Genomic DNA, 15,473 nt, shown 5'->3' on the forward strand with positions numbered 1-15,473 from the left:
CGATGCGCCATGTCGGATCCATCCACGCCCGCAGCCGGATTCAAGGTCGCCGCGCTCTACCGCTTCTGCCGGCTGAGCGATCCGGCGGCGCTGCGCCAGCCGCTCGATGCGTTCTGCGCCGCCCGTGGCATCCGGGGAACGCTCCTGCTTGCCCGCGAGGGCATCAACGGAACGGTGGCCGGCAGCGACGCGGCAATCGACGAACTGCTTTCCTGGCTCCGCGACGAGGCAGGCATCGCCGATGCCGAGGTAAAGTTCAGCCGGGCGCAAGAGATGCCGTTCCACAGGCTGAAGGTGCGGCTGAAGCGCGAGATCGTCACCATGGGCGTCGATGGCGTCGATCCGCTGGAGGGTGTCGGCGCCTATGTCGATCCGCGCGACTGGAACCGCCTGGTCGAGGACCCGGATACCGTGGTGATCGACACGCGCAATGCCTACGAGACCGCGATCGGCAGCTTTGCCGGCTCCGTCGACCCCGGCACCGCCAGCTTCCGCGAGTTCCCCGCATGGGTGGAGCGCAACCGCGCTTCGCTGGAGGGCCGCAGGATCGCGATGTTCTGCACCGGCGGCATCCGCTGCGAGAAGGCGACGGCTTACATGAAGTCGCTCGGCTTTCCCGACGTGCATCACCTCAAGGGCGGCATCCTGCGCTACCTGGAAGAGGTGCCGGCGGCTGAAAGCCGCTGGCGGGGCGAGTGCTTCGTGTTCGACGAGCGGGTGTCGGTCGTGCACGGGCTCGCGGCGGGCGAGGCGGAGCTCTGCCGCGCCTGCCGCCATCCGGTCACGCCGGCCGAGAAAGCCTCGCCCTCGTTCGAGGAAGGTGTCTCGTGTCCGCACTGCCACGACCGCCGCAGCGAGGAGGACCGCGCCCGCTATGCGGAGCGACACCGCCAGGTCGCGCTCGCGCGCGAACGCGGCGAGGCGCCCCACATCGGACAGGTGCCGGTTGATCCGGATCAAGCCGCCCGCGACCGCCGCTGATAGCTTGCGGGGACGAGCCGGGAGCAGGCGGGAGTATCCATGTCCAAGATCAACCGCGAGTGGCATCAGAGCCACAGGATGCCGGAGAACCCGACGGAGTTGCAGCGGATCGCCTGGCACGCCGAGCATGCGCGCAATTGCGGCTGTCGCGGCATCGACGTTGGCGTGGCGCGGCTGTTCCGCAAGCACGGCGTCCCGGTTCCCGCGCCATTCGCCGATCCGCCCGCGCCCGAAGACCGTTGAACCGCGATCGGCCGGCCCCTATCTCCCCGTGACCAATACCCACGGAGGCACCATGTTCGATCCCAAGAAGCTGCTCGACGATCTGCTCGGTTCACAGGTGCCGGGAGTGGGAGGCACCGTCCGGGACAAGGCCGGGCAGGCGACGCAACTTGCCAAGGACAACCCGCTCGCGGCCGGCGCCATCGCCGCCATGCTGCTGGGCACCGGCGCCGGGCGTCAGGTCACCGGCTCGGTCCTGAGGATGGGCGGCCTCGCGGCCATCGCCGGCCTCGCCTACAAGGCCTACCAGAACTACAACAGCGGCGCGGAGCCGGCGGCCACGCCGTCCGAAAAGCCTGAACTCCTGGCGCCGCCGGCCGACACCGGATTCGATCCGGCCGACGCGCCGCAGGGCGAGAACGAGTTCGCGCTGACGCTCGTGCGTGCCATGATCTCGGCCGCACGCGCCGACGGCCACATCGACGCGGAGGAGCGCGGCCGCATCGGCGATCGTCTCAAGCTCTCGGGCATGGGCGAGGAGGAAGGTGCCTTCCTGGTGCGGGAACTCGAACGCCCGGTCGATCTCGATGCCCTCGTCGCATCCGCGTCGACCGAGGCGCAACGCGTCGAACTCTACACCGCCTCGCGTCTGGCCATCGAGCCCGAGACGCGCGCCGAGCGCGGCTATCTCGACATGCTCGCCGGCCGCCTCCAACTGCCCGACGCGCTGGTCGACCACATCGAGGCCACGGTCTCCGCTGCCAAGGAGTCCGCCGCAAATCCCTCCGCCCCCACGCCCCCGAAATCGCCCTGGTAGACGATTTCCCGCAGCAGAAGGCGGGTGGTCATACGGTTCCGGAGGGGTGTTCCGGAACCGCCCGCAGGATGATGTCGGCGAGCGCCTTCTCCCGCATCTCCTTCGGAAGCGCCAGTAGCGCCTTCAACCGACCGGACAGGAGCAGATCGGCCAGTCCATGCGTGGTCGCCCAGACGGCCATGACGTCGCTCATCGCGCGCGGATCAGCGTGCGGATCCTCTCCCCGAAGCTCGGCGATGCCCGCCACGAGGTGATCGAAGCTGGCGCGCGCCGCCTCTCCCAGTTGCATGTCCTCGAAGTCGGTGCGGCTGGACGTGAAGACGAGCCGGAACAGGTCAGGGTTCTCCAGCGCGAAGTCGATGTAGCCGAGCCCCGAGGCGGCCAGTTGCGCGCGCGGCGCGGCCGGTGCCGCGGCCTGGCGCGCCTTCTGCATTGACAGGAACCGTTCGAAGCCGATTGCGGCGAGCGCAGTCAGCAGACCGTTCGCGTCGCGGAAATGATGGGCAGGCGCGGCGTGCGAGACGCCGGCGCGCTTGGCGCAGCCGCGAAGCGTGAAACCCTCGACGCCCTTTTCCCGCAGTTCCGCTTCCGCGGCCTTGAGCAGTGCATGGCGCAGGTCGCCATGGTGGTAACTGGTCTTCTGTTCGTCCGCTCCAGCCAATCCCTTCTCCCTGAGAATGGCCTTTGTGCATGCCATCGGATACGGCCGACCCTTACGCCTTGAAAACCCATCTTGACAATGAAAAGTTCGGCGCTAATCTTGACGATGTAAAGTTTACGGTATCACACAGATCGCGAGGCACCGAACATGAGCCCCGACGCCATTTTTCAGTACGCCAACAGCCTCGCCCTGGTCGGCTGGGTGCTCCTCCTCGCGAGCCCTTTCGCTCCCCGCATCGCCAACGCGGCTGCGGCCTACGGTATCCCCCTGCTCTTCGCCGTGGTCTATTCGGGGCTCGTCCTGGCGTTCTGGACCTCGGCCGAAGGCGGCTTCGACAGTCTTTCCAACGTCGCGGCGCTCTTCCAGACCCGGGAGATGCTTCTCGCCGGCTGGCTGCACTACCTCGCCTTCGATCTCTTCGTCGGCGCCTGGATCGTGCGGAGCGCCCGTGATGCGGGCGTGCCCTTCTGGATGGTGGTCCCCTGCCTGGCGGCGACCTTTCTGTTCGGACCTGCGGGGTTCCTTGCCTTCGTCGCCATCCGCCAGGTTCGCACGCGCATGGCGGCGGACGTGTCGGCCGCCTGACCGCCATTGCGTCCCGAAACCGGAGCAGGACCATGAACACGCTCGCGATATCCACGCCCCACGCATCGAACTTTCCGGACATCGCGCGAGAATTCTGGCGGCGCGAACCACTCTTCACCGCCGCGGCGCTTCTCCTCCTCGTGCTGGCCGTCCCGACCGCGGTGGCCGGTCTCCTGGACGAGCGGACGCTCGCGGCGCAAAGCGTCTGGAGCAAGCCGCTCAAATTCGAGGCTTCGCTTTCGATCTATCTCCTGACGCTGGCATGGTTCGCCGGATATCTGCCGGAAGGCACGACCGGCCGCCGGTGGTACCGCGTCTATTCCGCTCTCGTCGTCTTCATGATCGCCATCGAGATGGTGTGGCTGATGGGCGCCGCGGCGGCCGGTGCGCCGTCGCACTTCAATCGCGAGGGAGGACTGCTCGAAGCCGTCTATCCGCTGATGGGCGTCTTTGCGGTCGGGCTCACTTCGGCGACGCTCGTCTACGGGCGGCTGATCGCGCGGGATGGAGACGCTGGGCTTGGCCCGGCCTTCCGAAGCGCCGTTTCCATCGGGCTGACCCTGACCTTTTTCCTGACCATCGCCACCGCCGGATATCTGGCTTCGGGCGAGGGGCACCTGGTCGGCCGCGAGGCGACCGACATGCGCGGCGTGCCGTTCCTCGGCTGGGCCAGCAACGGCGGCGATCTGCGCGTCCCACATTTCTTCGCTACCCATGCGATGCATTTCATTCCCGGCTTCGGGCTCCTGTGTACGTTGCTTGCGCCGAATTGGGGTGTGCTCGCGGTGCGGCTGTTTTCGGCAACCTACGCGGTCTTCGTTGGTGCGGTACTGTTCCAGGCGGCCATGGGATCGCCGTTCCTCGGGTAAGGAAAAGCGGCAGCGCCCCGCCGCGCCGGGCGTTAACCTTTCGTTAACCATGCCGGCGCATGATTCATGACAGTCGGATCTGCTAATCCTCCTCCCAAGCAAGGTCCTGATTAGGGGCGGTCGCGAATGACCGCCCTTCCTGTTGCGGCCTGCGGTCGCTCTTGCGCTTCACCCGCCCCTCTGCAATGTGCTCCCCGAGCCAGAGGAGGGACGCATGGATACCAGCAAGGTGGCGATCGTTACCGGGGCCGGAACCGGGATCGGCAGGGCAGCGGCGACCGCGCTCGTCGAGAACGGGTGGAACACCGTGTTCACCGGGCGCAGGCTGAATGTCCTGGAAGAGGCGGTGGCCGCCGCCGGGCAGGGCGGGGGCAGGGCACTCGCCATCGCATGCGACGTCTCAAAACCAGACCAGGTCGATGCCCTCTTCGACAGGGCTGCCGCCGAGTTCGGCCGCATCGACCTCCTGTTCAACAATGCGGGCATGGGCGCCAGGGGCATGCCGATCGACGAAATCCCCGTCGAGGTCTGGCTGGATGTCGTGAACGCCAACCTGACCGGTTCCTTCCTTTGCGCGCGGGCCGCTTTCCGGCACATGCGCAATCAGACGCCGCGGGGCGGGCGCATCATCAACAACGGATCGATCTCGGCCCATGCGCCGCGGCCGGGATCCGTGCCCTACACCACGACCAAGCATGCGATCACCGGGCTCACCAAGACGCTTGCGCTGGACGGGCGGCCTTTCGACATCGCATGCGGCCAGATCGACATCGGCAACGCGCTGACCGAAATGGCCGCGCCGATGACCAAGGGCGTTCCTCAGGCCAACGGCGAGATCGCCGTGGAGGCGACCATGGACGTGCGCCACGTCGCCAATGCCGTGCTGCATATGGCCGGGCTGCCGCTGGACGCCAACGTGCTCTTCATGACGGTGATGGCCACGGCCATGCCGTTCGTCGGGCGCGGTTGAGAAAGAGCGGCTCTGTCCGGCCGTCCGGAAGGAACGATTTTCTTCGACAAAAGCAAAATCCTGCGTTCTTCTAGACGGGCACGCCGGCGTGAGGGAGCAGGAGGAACGCCGATGTGCCGGAAGCATCCCCTAGCCTGCGCTCGCCATCGGGCCGGAGATTGACTCGAATGGAATCCCTCATCGCCGGATACGAGCCCTATTTCGCGCTCGCGCTGCTCGTAGGGCTGCTCGCCGCCTTCATCCTCGAGCGCTATCCGCCCGAAGTGACGGCCGCGGCGGGGGCCGCGGTGTTCCTGCTTTTCGGTCTCACCACGCCCCAGCAGGCGATGGCCGCCTTCTCGAACCCGGCGCCGATCACCATCGCCGCCATGTTCATCCTGTCGGGGGCGCTGGTGCGCACCGGCGTGCTCGAAAGCCTCGCGGACGCACTCATCCAGCGGGCCACGCGCCGGCCGGCATTCGCGGTCATGGCTTTGCTGTCGGGCGCGGTGATGGCATCCGCCTTCATGAACAACACGCCGGTCGTGCTCATCCTGATACCGATCGCGTTCCGGCTTGCGCGTTCGCTGGACATCGCCGCCACGCGTCTCCTCATTCCGATCTCCTACGCCGCGATCCTCGGCGGCACCTGCACCCTCATCGGCACCTCGACCAACATCCTCGTCGACGGCGTCGCACGCGCATCGGGACTGGAAGCCTTCTCGATCTTCGAAATCACGCCGGTCGGAATCGTCGCCGCCCTCACCGGGACGCTGGTGATGGTCGTTCTCGGCCGTTTCCTGCTTCCCGACAGGCGTGGTGAGACCGACACGGCGCTCAACGCGGAAACGGAATTCCTTTCCGAAGCGACGGTGCGCAGCGAGGGCCGCTACACGCAGCAGAAGATCGGACAATTGTCCGACTTCAAGCGCTCTGGCCTGCGCATCCTGGGGCTGAGAATCGGGACCGAGATCATCCGCGAGGGCATCGCGGACCGCGTCATGAAGAAGGGCGATTCGCTCATCCTTGTCGGCACGACCTCCGAAATCCTCACGCTCAATGAGAAAGCCGGCTTGCGCATCGGCATGCGCCGCGGCCAGGAGCGCTCCGGCGAGACGGTGGCCGTGGAGGCGGTCGTCGCGCCGCACCGGTCCACCGCGGGCGAACGGATCGTCGACCTCTCGCTCGGCCGCCGCTACGGCGTGCGCGTGCTCGGCGCGCATCGCCACCGCCACATTCCCGGTACCGACCTAGAGAGCGTCAAGCTGCGGCCGGCCGACAAGCTGCTGCTGGAAGGTCCGCCCGACAATTTCGATGCACTCACGGAGGATGCCGACCTCATATCCGTGTCGCGACCGAGCGGCAGGCCTTATCGGCGCGGCAAGGCGCCGATCGCACTCTTCGCGCTCGCCGCCGTCGTAGTGCTCGCCGCCTTCAACGTCATGGACATCGGCATCCTGGCCATGCTCGCCGTCGCCGGCATCCTGGTGCTGCGCTGCATCGACAGCGATGAAGCCTGGAGCTCGATCGACGGGTCGATCCTCGTCCTGATCTTTTCCATGCTCATCATTGGGGCGGGACTCGAACGCTCCGGCGGCGTCAATCTCGTGGTGAACGCGCTCACGCCCCACCTCGTCACCCTGCCGCCGCTCGCCACGCTGGTCGCGATCTACGTCATCTCGTCGGTCCTGACCGAAGTCGTGACGAACAACGCGGTCGCCGTGCTGATCGCGCCGATCGCCATCGGGCTGGCCACCCAGATGGGCGTCGACCCGCGGCCCTTCTTGATCGCCGTCATGATCGGCGCGAGCGCCAGCTTCGCCACCCCGATCGGCTACCAGACCAACACGCTGGTCTACGGCGCCGGCAATTACCGATTCTCGGACTTCCTGAAGATCGGCATCCCGATGAACGTCGCCATCGGCGTCGCCACCTGCACCGCGATCTACTTCTTCTACGACTTCTGAGCCGGGTTCGAGCGGAGGAAATCGTCCATCCGGTCGATCGCCCTGAGAATGCTCTCCTCGGAATTGGCGTAGGAGAGCCGCAGGTAGCCTTCGCCCAGGATGCCGAAATCGGGGCCGCCGATCAGCGCAACGCCCTTGTCCTCTAGAAGCGCGGAGGCGAGCGGCTTGGCCTTCCAGCCGGTACCCTTGATGTTCGGAAACGCGTAGAACGCGCCCTTGGGCGTGATGCAGGAAACGCCCGGCAGGCTGTTCAGGCCCTCCACCACAATCTTCCTGCGCCGGTCGAAGGCGCGCATCATCTTTTCGACCTCGTCCTGTGGACCGTCGATGGCGGCGATGCCGGCATATTGCGACGGCGCGTTGACGCAGGACCAGCAGTTCACCGCGAGCTTGCGGATCTTGTCGTAGAGCCGGTCCGGCCAGATCGACCAGCCCATGCGCCAGCCGGTCATCGCCCAGGTCTTGGACCAGCCGTTCAATAGGATCAGCCGGTCGCGGATCTCCGGATAGTTCAAGAGCGAATGATGCGTCTCGCCGTCATAGGTCATGACGTCGTAGATCTCGTCGGAGAGAACCGCCACGTGCGGGTGCTTCTCCAGTCCGGCCACCAGCTTGTCGATCTCCGATTTCGGCGTGACGCCGCCGGTCGGGTTGGCAGGAGAGTTGACGATCAGGAGCCGCGTCCTGGGCGTGATCAGCGCCAGCGTCTCCTCGGCCGAGAAGGCAAAGCCGTTCTCCTCGCGGATCGGCACGGGAACCGGCGTCGCGCCGGTGAACTCGATCATCGAGCGGTAGATCGGAAAGCCTGGGTCGGGATAGAGAATCTCGGCGCCCGGCTCGCCGAACAGGACGATCGTGGCGTACATGGTCGGCTTGCCGCCCGGCAGGATGACGACGTTCTCCGGCGAGACCTCGATGCCCGTAGTCGTCAAAGTGCGCCGCACCACCGCCTCGCGCGTCGCCAGCAGCCCCGTGGCGGGCGTATAGCCGTGATGGCCGTCGCGCAGGGCCTTGATCGCCGCCTCGACGATGTGCTCCGGCGTGCGGAAGTCGGGCTGGCCGATGCCGAGGTTGATGATGTCCTTGCCCTGTGCGGCGAGCAGCGTCGCGCGCGCCAGCACGGCAAACGCGTTTTCCTCGCCGATGCGGTCGAAGGCGGCGACGGTGTGGAGCATGATCAGGTTTCCAGTGGGAGGGCGCGTGTGATGTCGGTATGGACGAAATCGTCGCCTACGAACAGGAGCGGCAGGTCGCGTTGCTTCGCGACGGCATAGGCGAGACAGTCGCCGAAGTTTAGTTGGGCGGGGTGGCCCGAACCTTTTCCATAGAACCGGGCCGCGGCCACCGCAGCCTCGATCACGCCCTCGGTAAGATCGGCGTTGCCGTAGGCGGGAATGCTCGTGAACTTGCGGAACCATTCGAAAAAGTCATTGCCGGGCCGCCGAAGGAGCGCAGCTTCGACCTGGCAACTTGCAGGAATGAAAATGCGCGTCGCCCGCGCGAGAGCCTGCGCACAAGATCCGGCGGCTTCTTCGTTGCGGTAGATCGCCACGAAGGCGGACGTGTCTGCCACGAGTTCCATCGGCTACTTCAGATCGTCGCCGAAGATGGAATCCATTTCCTCTTCGAGGTCGGCCCATGTCGTTCCATCATCGGGCGGCGGATAACGCTTTCTGAGATCGGCCATGAAAGCCAGTCGGCGCTGCACTTCCTCCTCGGAAACTCTGGTGGGATGCTGCATGGCCTCCCTCTCCGCCAGCCGCCGTATCACCGCGCTCGGACCTTCGCCCGTGCGGCGGCCGATCCTGCGGATCAGTTCTTCCGTTTCCTTGTTGCGGATGGTGATGGCCACCGGCTCCGGTCCTCTGGCTCAGCAGGCTTGCGCGATCTGGCTGCACGCGACGCGGAAGCATATGCTGCTATGCTTCCGCCTTCAAGGAGCAAGCGCGATGACGGACCTTTCGGGATGGACGCCGCGACCGCGGCCGGCCCGCGCGGCGATGGATGGACGCTATGCGCGCCTCGAGCCGCTTTCGGCGGCCCTGCATGGCGACGGCCTGTTCAGGGCGGCCACCGAGGGCGACGCAGACGATCGCTTCCGCTGGCTGTCCGAGATCACGCCGGCCGACCGGGATAGCTTCCAGGCCTGGCTCGAAAAGGCCGAGGCGAGCGAGGATCCGCTGTTCTTCACCGTGATCGACAAGGCGAGCGGCGAACCCGTGGGGCGCCAGACGCTGATGCGCATCGATCCGACCCATGGCGTGATCGAGATCGGCAACATCCACTGGGGTCCGCGCATGCAACGGTCCCGGCTGGCGACCGAGGCGTTCGTCCTCTTCGCGCGTCACGTCTTCGACGACCTCGGCTACCGCCGCTACGAGTGGAAGTGCAACGACCGCAACGAGCCCTCCAAGCGCGCCGCCGTCAGGTTCGGCTTCACGTTCGAAGGGGTCTTCCGGCAGCACATGATCGTGAAGGGGGAGAACCGCGACACCGCCTGGTTCTCGATCATCGACGCTGAATGGCCGGCGCTCGGGGCCGCCTACGAAACTTGGCTCGATCCGAAGAACTTCGACGCCGCGGGAAACCAGAAGCGGCGGCTTGAGGACATCAGGGCAGGCGCACCGGAATAGTATAACGCGGCGCCGCTGATGTAAGACCGGCCCGACGAAAGGGCAGGACCCATGGCGCACGGCCACGATCACCACGGCCACAACCATCATGGCCACGACCATTCCCACGCGCATGGCGCGGCCGGGACGAACAAGACGCGCATGCTGATCGCGGCGGTCCTGACCGGCGGCTTCATGGTCGCCGAGGCTGTGGGCGGCATCCTTACCGGATCTCTGGCGTTGCTGGCGGATGCCGGCCACATGCTCACCGATTCGGTGTCGCTCGCCTTCGCATGGTACGCCTTCCACCTCGCCGAACGCAGCGCCACCAGCCGCCTCACCTACGGCTACGACCGCCTGAAGACGCTTGTCGCGTACACGAACGGGCTGACGATCTTCGCCATCGCCGCCTGGATCGTCTGGGAGGCCTGGGATCGCTTCAGCGATCCGAGCCCGGTGCTGGGCGGGCCGATGCTGGTGATCGCGCTTCTGGGGCTGGGAATCAACGTCGGCGCGTTCCTCGTGCTCCACGGCGGCAGCCGGGAGGATCTCAACATGCGCGGCGCGCTGCTGCACGTAATCGGCGACCTGCTCGGGTCGGTCGCCGCGCTCGTGGCCGCTGGCGTCATCCTCGCCACCGGCTGGTATCCGATCGACCCGATCCTGTCTGTGCTGGTCGCTTTCCTGCTCTTCCGCAGCGCCTGGGGGCTGGTCCGCGACGCCGGCCATGTGCTGCTGGAAGGCACGCCGCCAAGCATGGACCGCGACCGCATCGCCCGCGACATCGAGGCGAACGTCGCGGGCGTGCGCGAAGTCCACCACATGCACGTCTGGTCGCTCGACGGGACGCGCAACATGGCGACGCTGCACGCCTGCCTCGTGGAAGAGACCGACAGCCATGCCGCCATCGGCGCCATCAAGTCCCGCCTGTCGGAACATCACGGGATCGGCCATGCCACGGTCGAGCCCGAATTCGGCCGCTGCGCGGATCATGGCGCGAAGAACACGAAAGGACATGGTTCGTAGCGGGTTGGGCTTTGCGTTCCGGGCTGCGGGGATTTACGAACATCGCCACAGTCCGGATAAACGGACGATGTGAGCATCACGGGGAGGGAAATCATGGCCGGAAGGCTGAAGGGCAAGATCGCGGTCGTCACGGCCGCGGGGCAGGGGATTGGGCGGGCGATCGCGGAAGCCTTCGTGGCGGAGGGCGCGACAGTTCACTCGTCGGATCTCGACCGCGACAAACTCGCCGATCTGAAGCGCGCCAAGAAGGCGAAGCTCGATGTGCGATCCACCAGGGCGGTGGAGGCCTACGCGGAAAAAATCGGCGGCATCGACATTCTCGTCAACGTGGCGGGCTTCGTCCATCACGGCACGGTGCTCGACTGCGAGGAGAAGGACTGGGATTTTTCCTTCGACCTCAACGTCAAATCCATGCACCGCATGATCCGCGCCTTCCTTCCCGGCATGCTGGCGCGGGCGAAGGAACAGGGCAGTTCCGGCTCGATCATCAACATGTCCTCGGGCGCCTCCTCGATCAAGGGCGCGCCGAACCGCTACGTCTACGGCGCCACCAAGGCGGCCGTCATCGGGCTCACCAAGTCCGTTGCCGCCGACTTTGTTAGCCAGGGCATCCGCTGCAACGCGATCTGCCCCGGCACCGTACATTCGCCGTCCTGGGAGACGCGCGTCGAGGACCTGGGCAAGACCGTGGGCGGCAAGGACAAGGCGATGGAGATCTTCGTCTCGCGCCAGCCAATGGGCCGGGTCGGGAAGGCGTCCGAGATCGCGGCCCTGGCGCTCTATCTCGCTTCCGACGAATCGGCCTTCACCACCGGAACCGCGATCCCAATCGACGGCGGCTGGACGCTTTGATGGATCCGAAGACGCGCAACGCGGCGATCGCCGCGGCGATCATCCTCGGCGGCTTCGGGCTCGTCGCCTTCTTCATGCCGACGATCATGCTTGCGGTCGGTGAAACCTCGCCGGTCGCCGCGGGTCTCGTCGCCATTCTGTTCGTCGCAGCCTTCTTCGGCGTGTTCTGGCTGCGCGGGCGCAGCAAACGGGAGGACTGAACCATGCGCATCCTGATCACCGGCGCAGCCGGCATGATCGGCCGCAAGCTGACCGAGCGGCTCGTTGCCGACGGCGGACTGAACGGTCGGCGGATCGCGGAACTCCTGCTGCACGACATCGTCGAGCCGCAGGCGCCCGATCTCCCGGGAGCGAAGGTCACGACGATGACCGGCGACCTCGCCGATGACGGCGCGGCGGGGCGGCTGGTCGCTTTCCGGCCCGACGCGGTCTTCCATCTCGCCGGCATCGTCTCGGGAGAGGCCGAAGCCGATTTCGAGAAGGGCTATCGGGTCAATCTCGACGGCACGCGCGCGCTCTTCGAGGCGATCCGCCATGCCGGCATCAGCCCGCGCGTGGTCTTCACCTCCTCCATCGCCGTCTTCGGCGCGCCGTTCCCCGACGTCATTCCGGACGACTTCCACCCGACGCCGCTCACCTCCTACGGAACGCAGAAGCTGATGTCGGAGGCGCTGCTCGCCGACTACACCCGCCGCGGCTTCTTCGATGGCGTCGGCATCCGCCTGCCCACCATCTGCGTGCGTCCCGGCAAGCCCAACAAGGCCGCTTCCAGCTTCTTTTCCGGCATCATTCGCGAGCCCCTCGCGGGCCAGCCGGCGATCCTGCCCGTGCCGCGTTCGGTGCTGCACACCCATGCGAGCCCGCGCGCGGCGGTCGGCTTCCTCGTCCACGCCGCAGGCCTCGACGGCGAGGCGATCGGTCCGCGCCGCAACCTCACCATGCCCGGCGTCGCCGTCACCGTCGGCGAGCAGATCGAGTCGCTCGCCCGCATCGCCGGGCCGGACACCGTCAAGCTCATCCGCGAGGAGCCGGACGCGACCATCTGGGCGATCGTGAAGAACTGGCCGACGCGCTTTTCCGCGGATCGTGCCCGGGCGCTGGGTTTCGTGGCGGAACAGAGTTTTGACGAGATCGTCCGCGCGCATATCGAGGACGAACTCGGGTAGGGCGCGCGGATCGATCTACTCGTCGAGCGACGACTTCATGGTGTCGGCGAACCGTGACGCCGAGCCCTTCGCCGCCGCCAACAGCTCTTCGAAATCGTCGGGCGGATTGCCGTTGTCGAGCATGTTCCTGAATGTTGCGTAGGCGTCATTCCTGCTGCCGTATGCGCGTAGGGTGCGGTCGTCGTTCACCCATGCGACCACGATGATCCTGCTCGCGCTGTCGAACCGGAAGAAGAGCCGGTACTGCTGGAAAAACTTGGCCCTGAACCAGTGCTTCCGCGCGCCGCCGAGCGTGTCGCCCTGCCGGAACTGCGCGGCTGCAGGATCGGCGGGAATGTCGCTGGTGACGAGCCGGGTTATGGCGGCCAGTCGCTTCGTACAGTTCCTGCTCCGGTAGTTGGCAGGGTCCCGCGCCCTGTATGCCTCGACCTCCTCGATCAAGACCTGAAGTTGCCCCATGAACAAGGGATGCGCATAGACCGACCAGCCGTTTACGATGAGCGGCGGCCCGCGCGGTGGTGCAGGCTTCTTCAATCGTCGTCCGCGGAGAGCGGCTCTTCGAGATCGACCTCGATGTCTCCGACGAGCGTCTGCAGCCGATCGTGAAGCGTCCCGCCAAAAGCTTCCAGCCGCTGGGGATGAGCCTTGATATCCGCCTCGAGGAAGTCGAGAAAGGCCCCGAGTGCCGGATCGGCCTCGTCCCGCACCGCTTCGATGTACACCCGGCCGGTCTCGTCGGTGCGGTAGCGGATCTGGTCGCCCTTCGCGAGCTTCAACTGCCTGCGTACGCTGCTCGGCACTGTGGTCTGGTAGCGGTCGGTGAGCTTGGATGTGTCTTCGGCAAGCGCCATTGCATCCCCGCCTTTTCGAAGGTGTTCATTGGTGCGAAGGTAATGCAAATGCATTGCCAGCGCAAGGCAACGCATGGCGGCCGACTATTTGCACTAGCTGGAATCGGATCCGTGCATGGCGGCTGGCGTTGGCTCCGCCCAGGATCGTTGGTTCCGCCTACGCCTGCAAACTTGCCGCGAGCAGCATCAGCCCCAGCAGGAACACCAGTGCCGCGCCGCCGATCTCGATCGCCGCGTGGATCGTGTTGCCCGTCCGCCCGTCCCCGGCGAGCGCCACGGCCCAGTTCTTGGCCGTGACGGCAAGCGTCGCCAGGGCCGAGACGGTGATCGCGGTGCCGATCGACATGGCCAGAACCGAGACGATGCCGCCGAGCCACAACCCGTTGAGGAAGGCGAAGGTCAGGACGATCAGCGCGCCCGAACAGGGGCGCAGCCCCACGGCCGCGACCGCCGTCCATGCGGTGCGCCAGTCGAAGCGGTCGCCCGAGATCAGCGCCGGGTCCGGCGCGTGGCTATGGCCGCAGGTCTCGCAGACCTCGCCCGCGGCATGGTGGTGATCGTGACGATGGTCATGGCCGTGAGGATGATCGTGCGCATGGCCGGCGGAATGATCATGCGCGGCGTGCGAGGCGGCGGCCGACAGGCTGTGCGCCGGCGCCTTGCCGAACAGCCGGGCCAAGCGCGGCCGTAGCTTCTGCCAGAGCAGCCACGCGCCGAAGAGCGTGATCAGGGCATAGCTCGCGATCTCCAGAAACCATGTCGCGTCGGTCATCGACACCGACGTGCCGCGCAGCACGAGGAATACCAGCCCGATCATGACAACCGCGCTCGCGCCCTGCAGGAGCGCCGACACGAAGGACAAGAGGATGCCGCGGCGCAGGGCCACCTCGTTGGCCAGCATGTAGGACGAGATCACCGCCTTGCCGTGGCCAGGTCCGGCGGCGTGGAAGACGCCGTAGGCGAAGGAGAGACCGACCAGCACCCAGAGCTTGGTCCCGTCCTCGCGCATCGCCTTCAGCGCACCCGTCAGAGACCGGTAGAACGCCTGCTGCTGGACATTCACCCAGTTCAACAGTCCGGCGAAGAGGCCGGTCTGCGGCAGCATCGCCTCGTTGGTGCCGATGCCGAGCGAGCTCTGCGCATGCGCGTGCCCGAGAAAATGCGTCAGGACATAGGTCAGCGCCAGAACGGCGAAGACCGAGCGCGTGAACCTCGGGTTCATCATGGCGTCAGCCCTGTCCGCTGCAGGTGATTTCCAGCTTGGTGGCGAAGATGTTGCCGTAATCGGTTCCCGCCGGGTCGTTGAAGAATGCCTCGGTCAGCGTCGACTGGTTCTGGGCGAGCGCCTCGTCGGGATCGGGACGGATCACCGCGCGGTCGCATCCGTCGGGCAGATTGTCGATCGACATGTTCGCGTCCTCGACGAAATCGATCGCCGTGTAGAAGGTGGGATCGTAGACGCCGAAATCGACCTTGCCCGCGAGTTTCAGCGGGTCGGCGGGCTCGGATTCGAACAGGATGACCAACTGGCCGTCATCGTAATTGGCCATGAGGTTGGCCGGCGGCTTCATGGTGACCGGCTTGTCGTTCGCCCGCACGACCTGGAAGTAGTCGTACTCCCCGATGGAATCGAAGACGGTCTTCGAGACCTCTGCCAGCTCGGCGTCGTCGAGCTTCAAATCGCCGTTGGCGTCGAATTCGAGCAGCACCGTGCTGGAGAAGAGATCGTCGAACCGCCACAGGTGCCGCAGCGACGACACGTCGCCTTGGGGAGAAACCATGACGTCGAGGCGCGCTTCCGCGAAGATGTGCGGGTGAGCGATCGCCGGAGAAGTCAGGGCGGCGCCTGCGAGCGTCGTGGCGGCAAGAACGGTCGTTCGCGAAAAGGGTCGCATCGGTTCCACGGGCGAACTTT

Annotated in this window: 20 protein-coding genes; 12 read left to right on the forward strand and 8 right to left on the reverse strand. The window is 66.2% G+C overall.

Annotated elements, in window-relative coordinates; genetic code table 11:
- Positions 1-9: 9 nt before the first annotated feature.
- Genes trhO through ABGN05_RS00445 form a run of 3 tightly spaced genes read left to right on the forward strand, consistent with a single transcriptional unit; the run spans position 10 to position 2,020 of the window.
- The gene (trhO, locus tag ABGN05_RS00435) at positions 10-981 is read left to right on the forward strand and encodes an oxygen-dependent tRNA uridine(34) hydroxylase TrhO (RefSeq protein ID WP_367952025.1); all 972 of its coding nucleotides are present in this window, start codon (positions 10-12) and stop codon (positions 979-981) included.
- Between the two features lie 39 nt (positions 982-1,020).
- Complete coding sequence (locus tag ABGN05_RS00440; RefSeq protein WP_367952026.1) at positions 1,021-1,224, forward strand: hypothetical protein; 204 nt, start codon at positions 1,021-1,023, stop codon at positions 1,222-1,224.
- Positions 1,225-1,276: 52 nt separating this feature from the next.
- The gene (locus ABGN05_RS00445) at positions 1,277-2,020 is read left to right on the forward strand and encodes a tellurite resistance TerB family protein (RefSeq protein ID WP_367952027.1); all 744 of its coding nucleotides are present in this window, start codon (positions 1,277-1,279) and stop codon (positions 2,018-2,020) included.
- A 28-nt stretch (positions 2,021-2,048) separates the two neighbouring features.
- On the opposite strand, the gene ABGN05_RS00450 is transcribed toward ABGN05_RS00445, so the two are convergent.
- Positions 2,049-2,681 carry a TetR/AcrR family transcriptional regulator gene (locus ABGN05_RS00450; RefSeq protein WP_367952028.1) on the reverse strand — a complete coding sequence of 211 codons (633 nt, stop codon included), beginning with the start codon at positions 2,679-2,681 and terminating at the stop codon, positions 2,049-2,051.
- A gap of 147 nt (positions 2,682-2,828) precedes the next feature.
- Here ABGN05_RS00450 and ABGN05_RS00455 point away from each other — a divergent pair, with 147 nt between their 5' ends.
- The 4 genes from ABGN05_RS00455 (at position 2,829) to ABGN05_RS00470 (ending at position 7,051) form a co-directional block, all read left to right on the forward strand.
- A complete protein-coding gene (locus ABGN05_RS00455) occupies positions 2,829-3,266 on the forward strand; it encodes an ABA4-like family protein (RefSeq protein ID WP_367952029.1) in 438 nt (145 codons plus the stop codon).
- A 32-nt stretch (positions 3,267-3,298) separates the two neighbouring features.
- Complete coding sequence (locus ABGN05_RS00460; RefSeq protein ID WP_367952030.1) at positions 3,299-4,135, forward strand: hypothetical protein; 837 nt, start codon at positions 3,299-3,301, stop codon at positions 4,133-4,135.
- Between the two features lie 214 nt (positions 4,136-4,349).
- A complete protein-coding gene (locus ABGN05_RS00465) occupies positions 4,350-5,105 on the forward strand; it encodes an SDR family oxidoreductase (RefSeq protein ID WP_367952031.1) in 756 nt (251 codons plus the stop codon).
- A gap of 167 nt (positions 5,106-5,272) precedes the next feature.
- A complete protein-coding gene (locus tag ABGN05_RS00470) occupies positions 5,273-7,051 on the forward strand; it encodes a sodium:proton antiporter (RefSeq protein WP_367952032.1) in 1,779 nt (592 codons plus the stop codon).
- On the opposite strand, the gene ABGN05_RS00475 is transcribed toward ABGN05_RS00470, so the two are convergent.
- From ABGN05_RS00475 to ABGN05_RS00485, 3 genes are read right to left on the reverse strand one after another with little or no spacing between them, the layout of a single operon-like run.
- Positions 7,039-8,226: a pyridoxal phosphate-dependent aminotransferase gene (locus ABGN05_RS00475; RefSeq protein ID WP_367952033.1), complete on the reverse strand. Its 1,188-nt coding sequence runs from the start codon at positions 8,224-8,226 to the stop codon at positions 7,039-7,041. The two genes, ABGN05_RS00470 and ABGN05_RS00475, sit on opposite strands and share 13 nt — an antisense overlap.
- 2 nt (positions 8,227-8,228) lie before the next feature.
- Positions 8,229-8,633, reverse strand: coding sequence for a type II toxin-antitoxin system VapC family toxin (locus ABGN05_RS00480; RefSeq protein ID WP_367952034.1), 405 nt, complete (start codon positions 8,631-8,633; stop codon positions 8,229-8,231).
- A gap of 3 nt (positions 8,634-8,636) precedes the next feature.
- Positions 8,637-8,903: a type II toxin-antitoxin system VapB family antitoxin gene (locus tag ABGN05_RS00485; protein ID WP_367952035.1), complete on the reverse strand. Its 267-nt coding sequence runs from the start codon at positions 8,901-8,903 to the stop codon at positions 8,637-8,639.
- A 97-nt stretch (positions 8,904-9,000) separates the two neighbouring features.
- Between ABGN05_RS00485 and ABGN05_RS00490 the strand changes: the two genes are divergently transcribed.
- The 5 genes from ABGN05_RS00490 (at position 9,001) to denD (ending at position 12,707) form a co-directional block, all read left to right on the forward strand.
- The gene (locus ABGN05_RS00490) at positions 9,001-9,684 is read left to right on the forward strand and encodes a GNAT family N-acetyltransferase (RefSeq protein ID WP_367952036.1); all 684 of its coding nucleotides are present in this window, start codon (positions 9,001-9,003) and stop codon (positions 9,682-9,684) included.
- A 51-nt stretch (positions 9,685-9,735) separates the two neighbouring features.
- A complete protein-coding gene (locus ABGN05_RS00495; protein WP_367952037.1) occupies positions 9,736-10,689 on the forward strand; it encodes a cation diffusion facilitator family transporter in 954 nt (317 codons plus the stop codon).
- A gap of 93 nt (positions 10,690-10,782) precedes the next feature.
- Positions 10,783-11,541, forward strand: coding sequence for an SDR family oxidoreductase (locus ABGN05_RS00500; protein WP_367952038.1), 759 nt, complete (start codon positions 10,783-10,785; stop codon positions 11,539-11,541).
- On the forward strand, positions 11,541-11,741 hold the full coding sequence (locus ABGN05_RS00505; RefSeq protein WP_367952039.1) for a hypothetical protein: 201 nt from the start codon (positions 11,541-11,543) through the stop codon (positions 11,739-11,741). The genes ABGN05_RS00500 and ABGN05_RS00505 overlap by 1 nt, the downstream gene beginning before the upstream one ends.
- A 3-nt stretch (positions 11,742-11,744) precedes the next feature.
- Positions 11,745-12,707 carry a D-erythronate dehydrogenase gene (gene denD / locus ABGN05_RS00510; protein ID WP_367952040.1) on the forward strand — a complete coding sequence of 321 codons (963 nt, stop codon included), beginning with the start codon at positions 11,745-11,747 and terminating at the stop codon, positions 12,705-12,707.
- Between the two features lie 15 nt (positions 12,708-12,722).
- Here denD and ABGN05_RS00515 read toward each other — a convergent pair whose 3' ends face one another.
- The 4 genes from ABGN05_RS00515 to ABGN05_RS00530 all read right to left on the reverse strand — a co-directional run bounded on the left by ABGN05_RS00515 (position 12,723) and on the right by ABGN05_RS00530 (position 15,453).
- Entirely contained in the window at positions 12,723-13,241 is a 519-nt protein-coding gene (locus ABGN05_RS00515) for a type II toxin-antitoxin system YhaV family toxin (protein ID WP_367952041.1), read from the reverse strand.
- A complete protein-coding gene (locus ABGN05_RS00520) occupies positions 13,238-13,558 on the reverse strand; it encodes a type II toxin-antitoxin system PrlF family antitoxin (RefSeq protein ID WP_367952042.1) in 321 nt (106 codons plus the stop codon). The genes ABGN05_RS00515 and ABGN05_RS00520 overlap by 4 nt, the downstream gene beginning before the upstream one ends.
- Positions 13,559-13,715: 157 nt before the next feature.
- Positions 13,716-14,780: a nickel/cobalt transporter gene (locus tag ABGN05_RS00525; protein WP_367953107.1), complete on the reverse strand. Its 1,065-nt coding sequence runs from the start codon at positions 14,778-14,780 to the stop codon at positions 13,716-13,718.
- A gap of 7 nt (positions 14,781-14,787) precedes the next feature.
- Positions 14,788-15,453 carry a DUF1007 family protein gene (locus ABGN05_RS00530; protein ID WP_367952043.1) on the reverse strand — a complete coding sequence of 222 codons (666 nt, stop codon included), beginning with the start codon at positions 15,451-15,453 and terminating at the stop codon, positions 14,788-14,790.
- Positions 15,454-15,473: the final 20 nt, after the last annotated feature.

This window comes from Aquibium pacificum (genome assembly GCF_040839445.1).
GTDB classification, from domain to species: domain Bacteria; phylum Pseudomonadota; class Alphaproteobacteria; order Rhizobiales; family Rhizobiaceae; genus Aquibium; species Aquibium pacificus.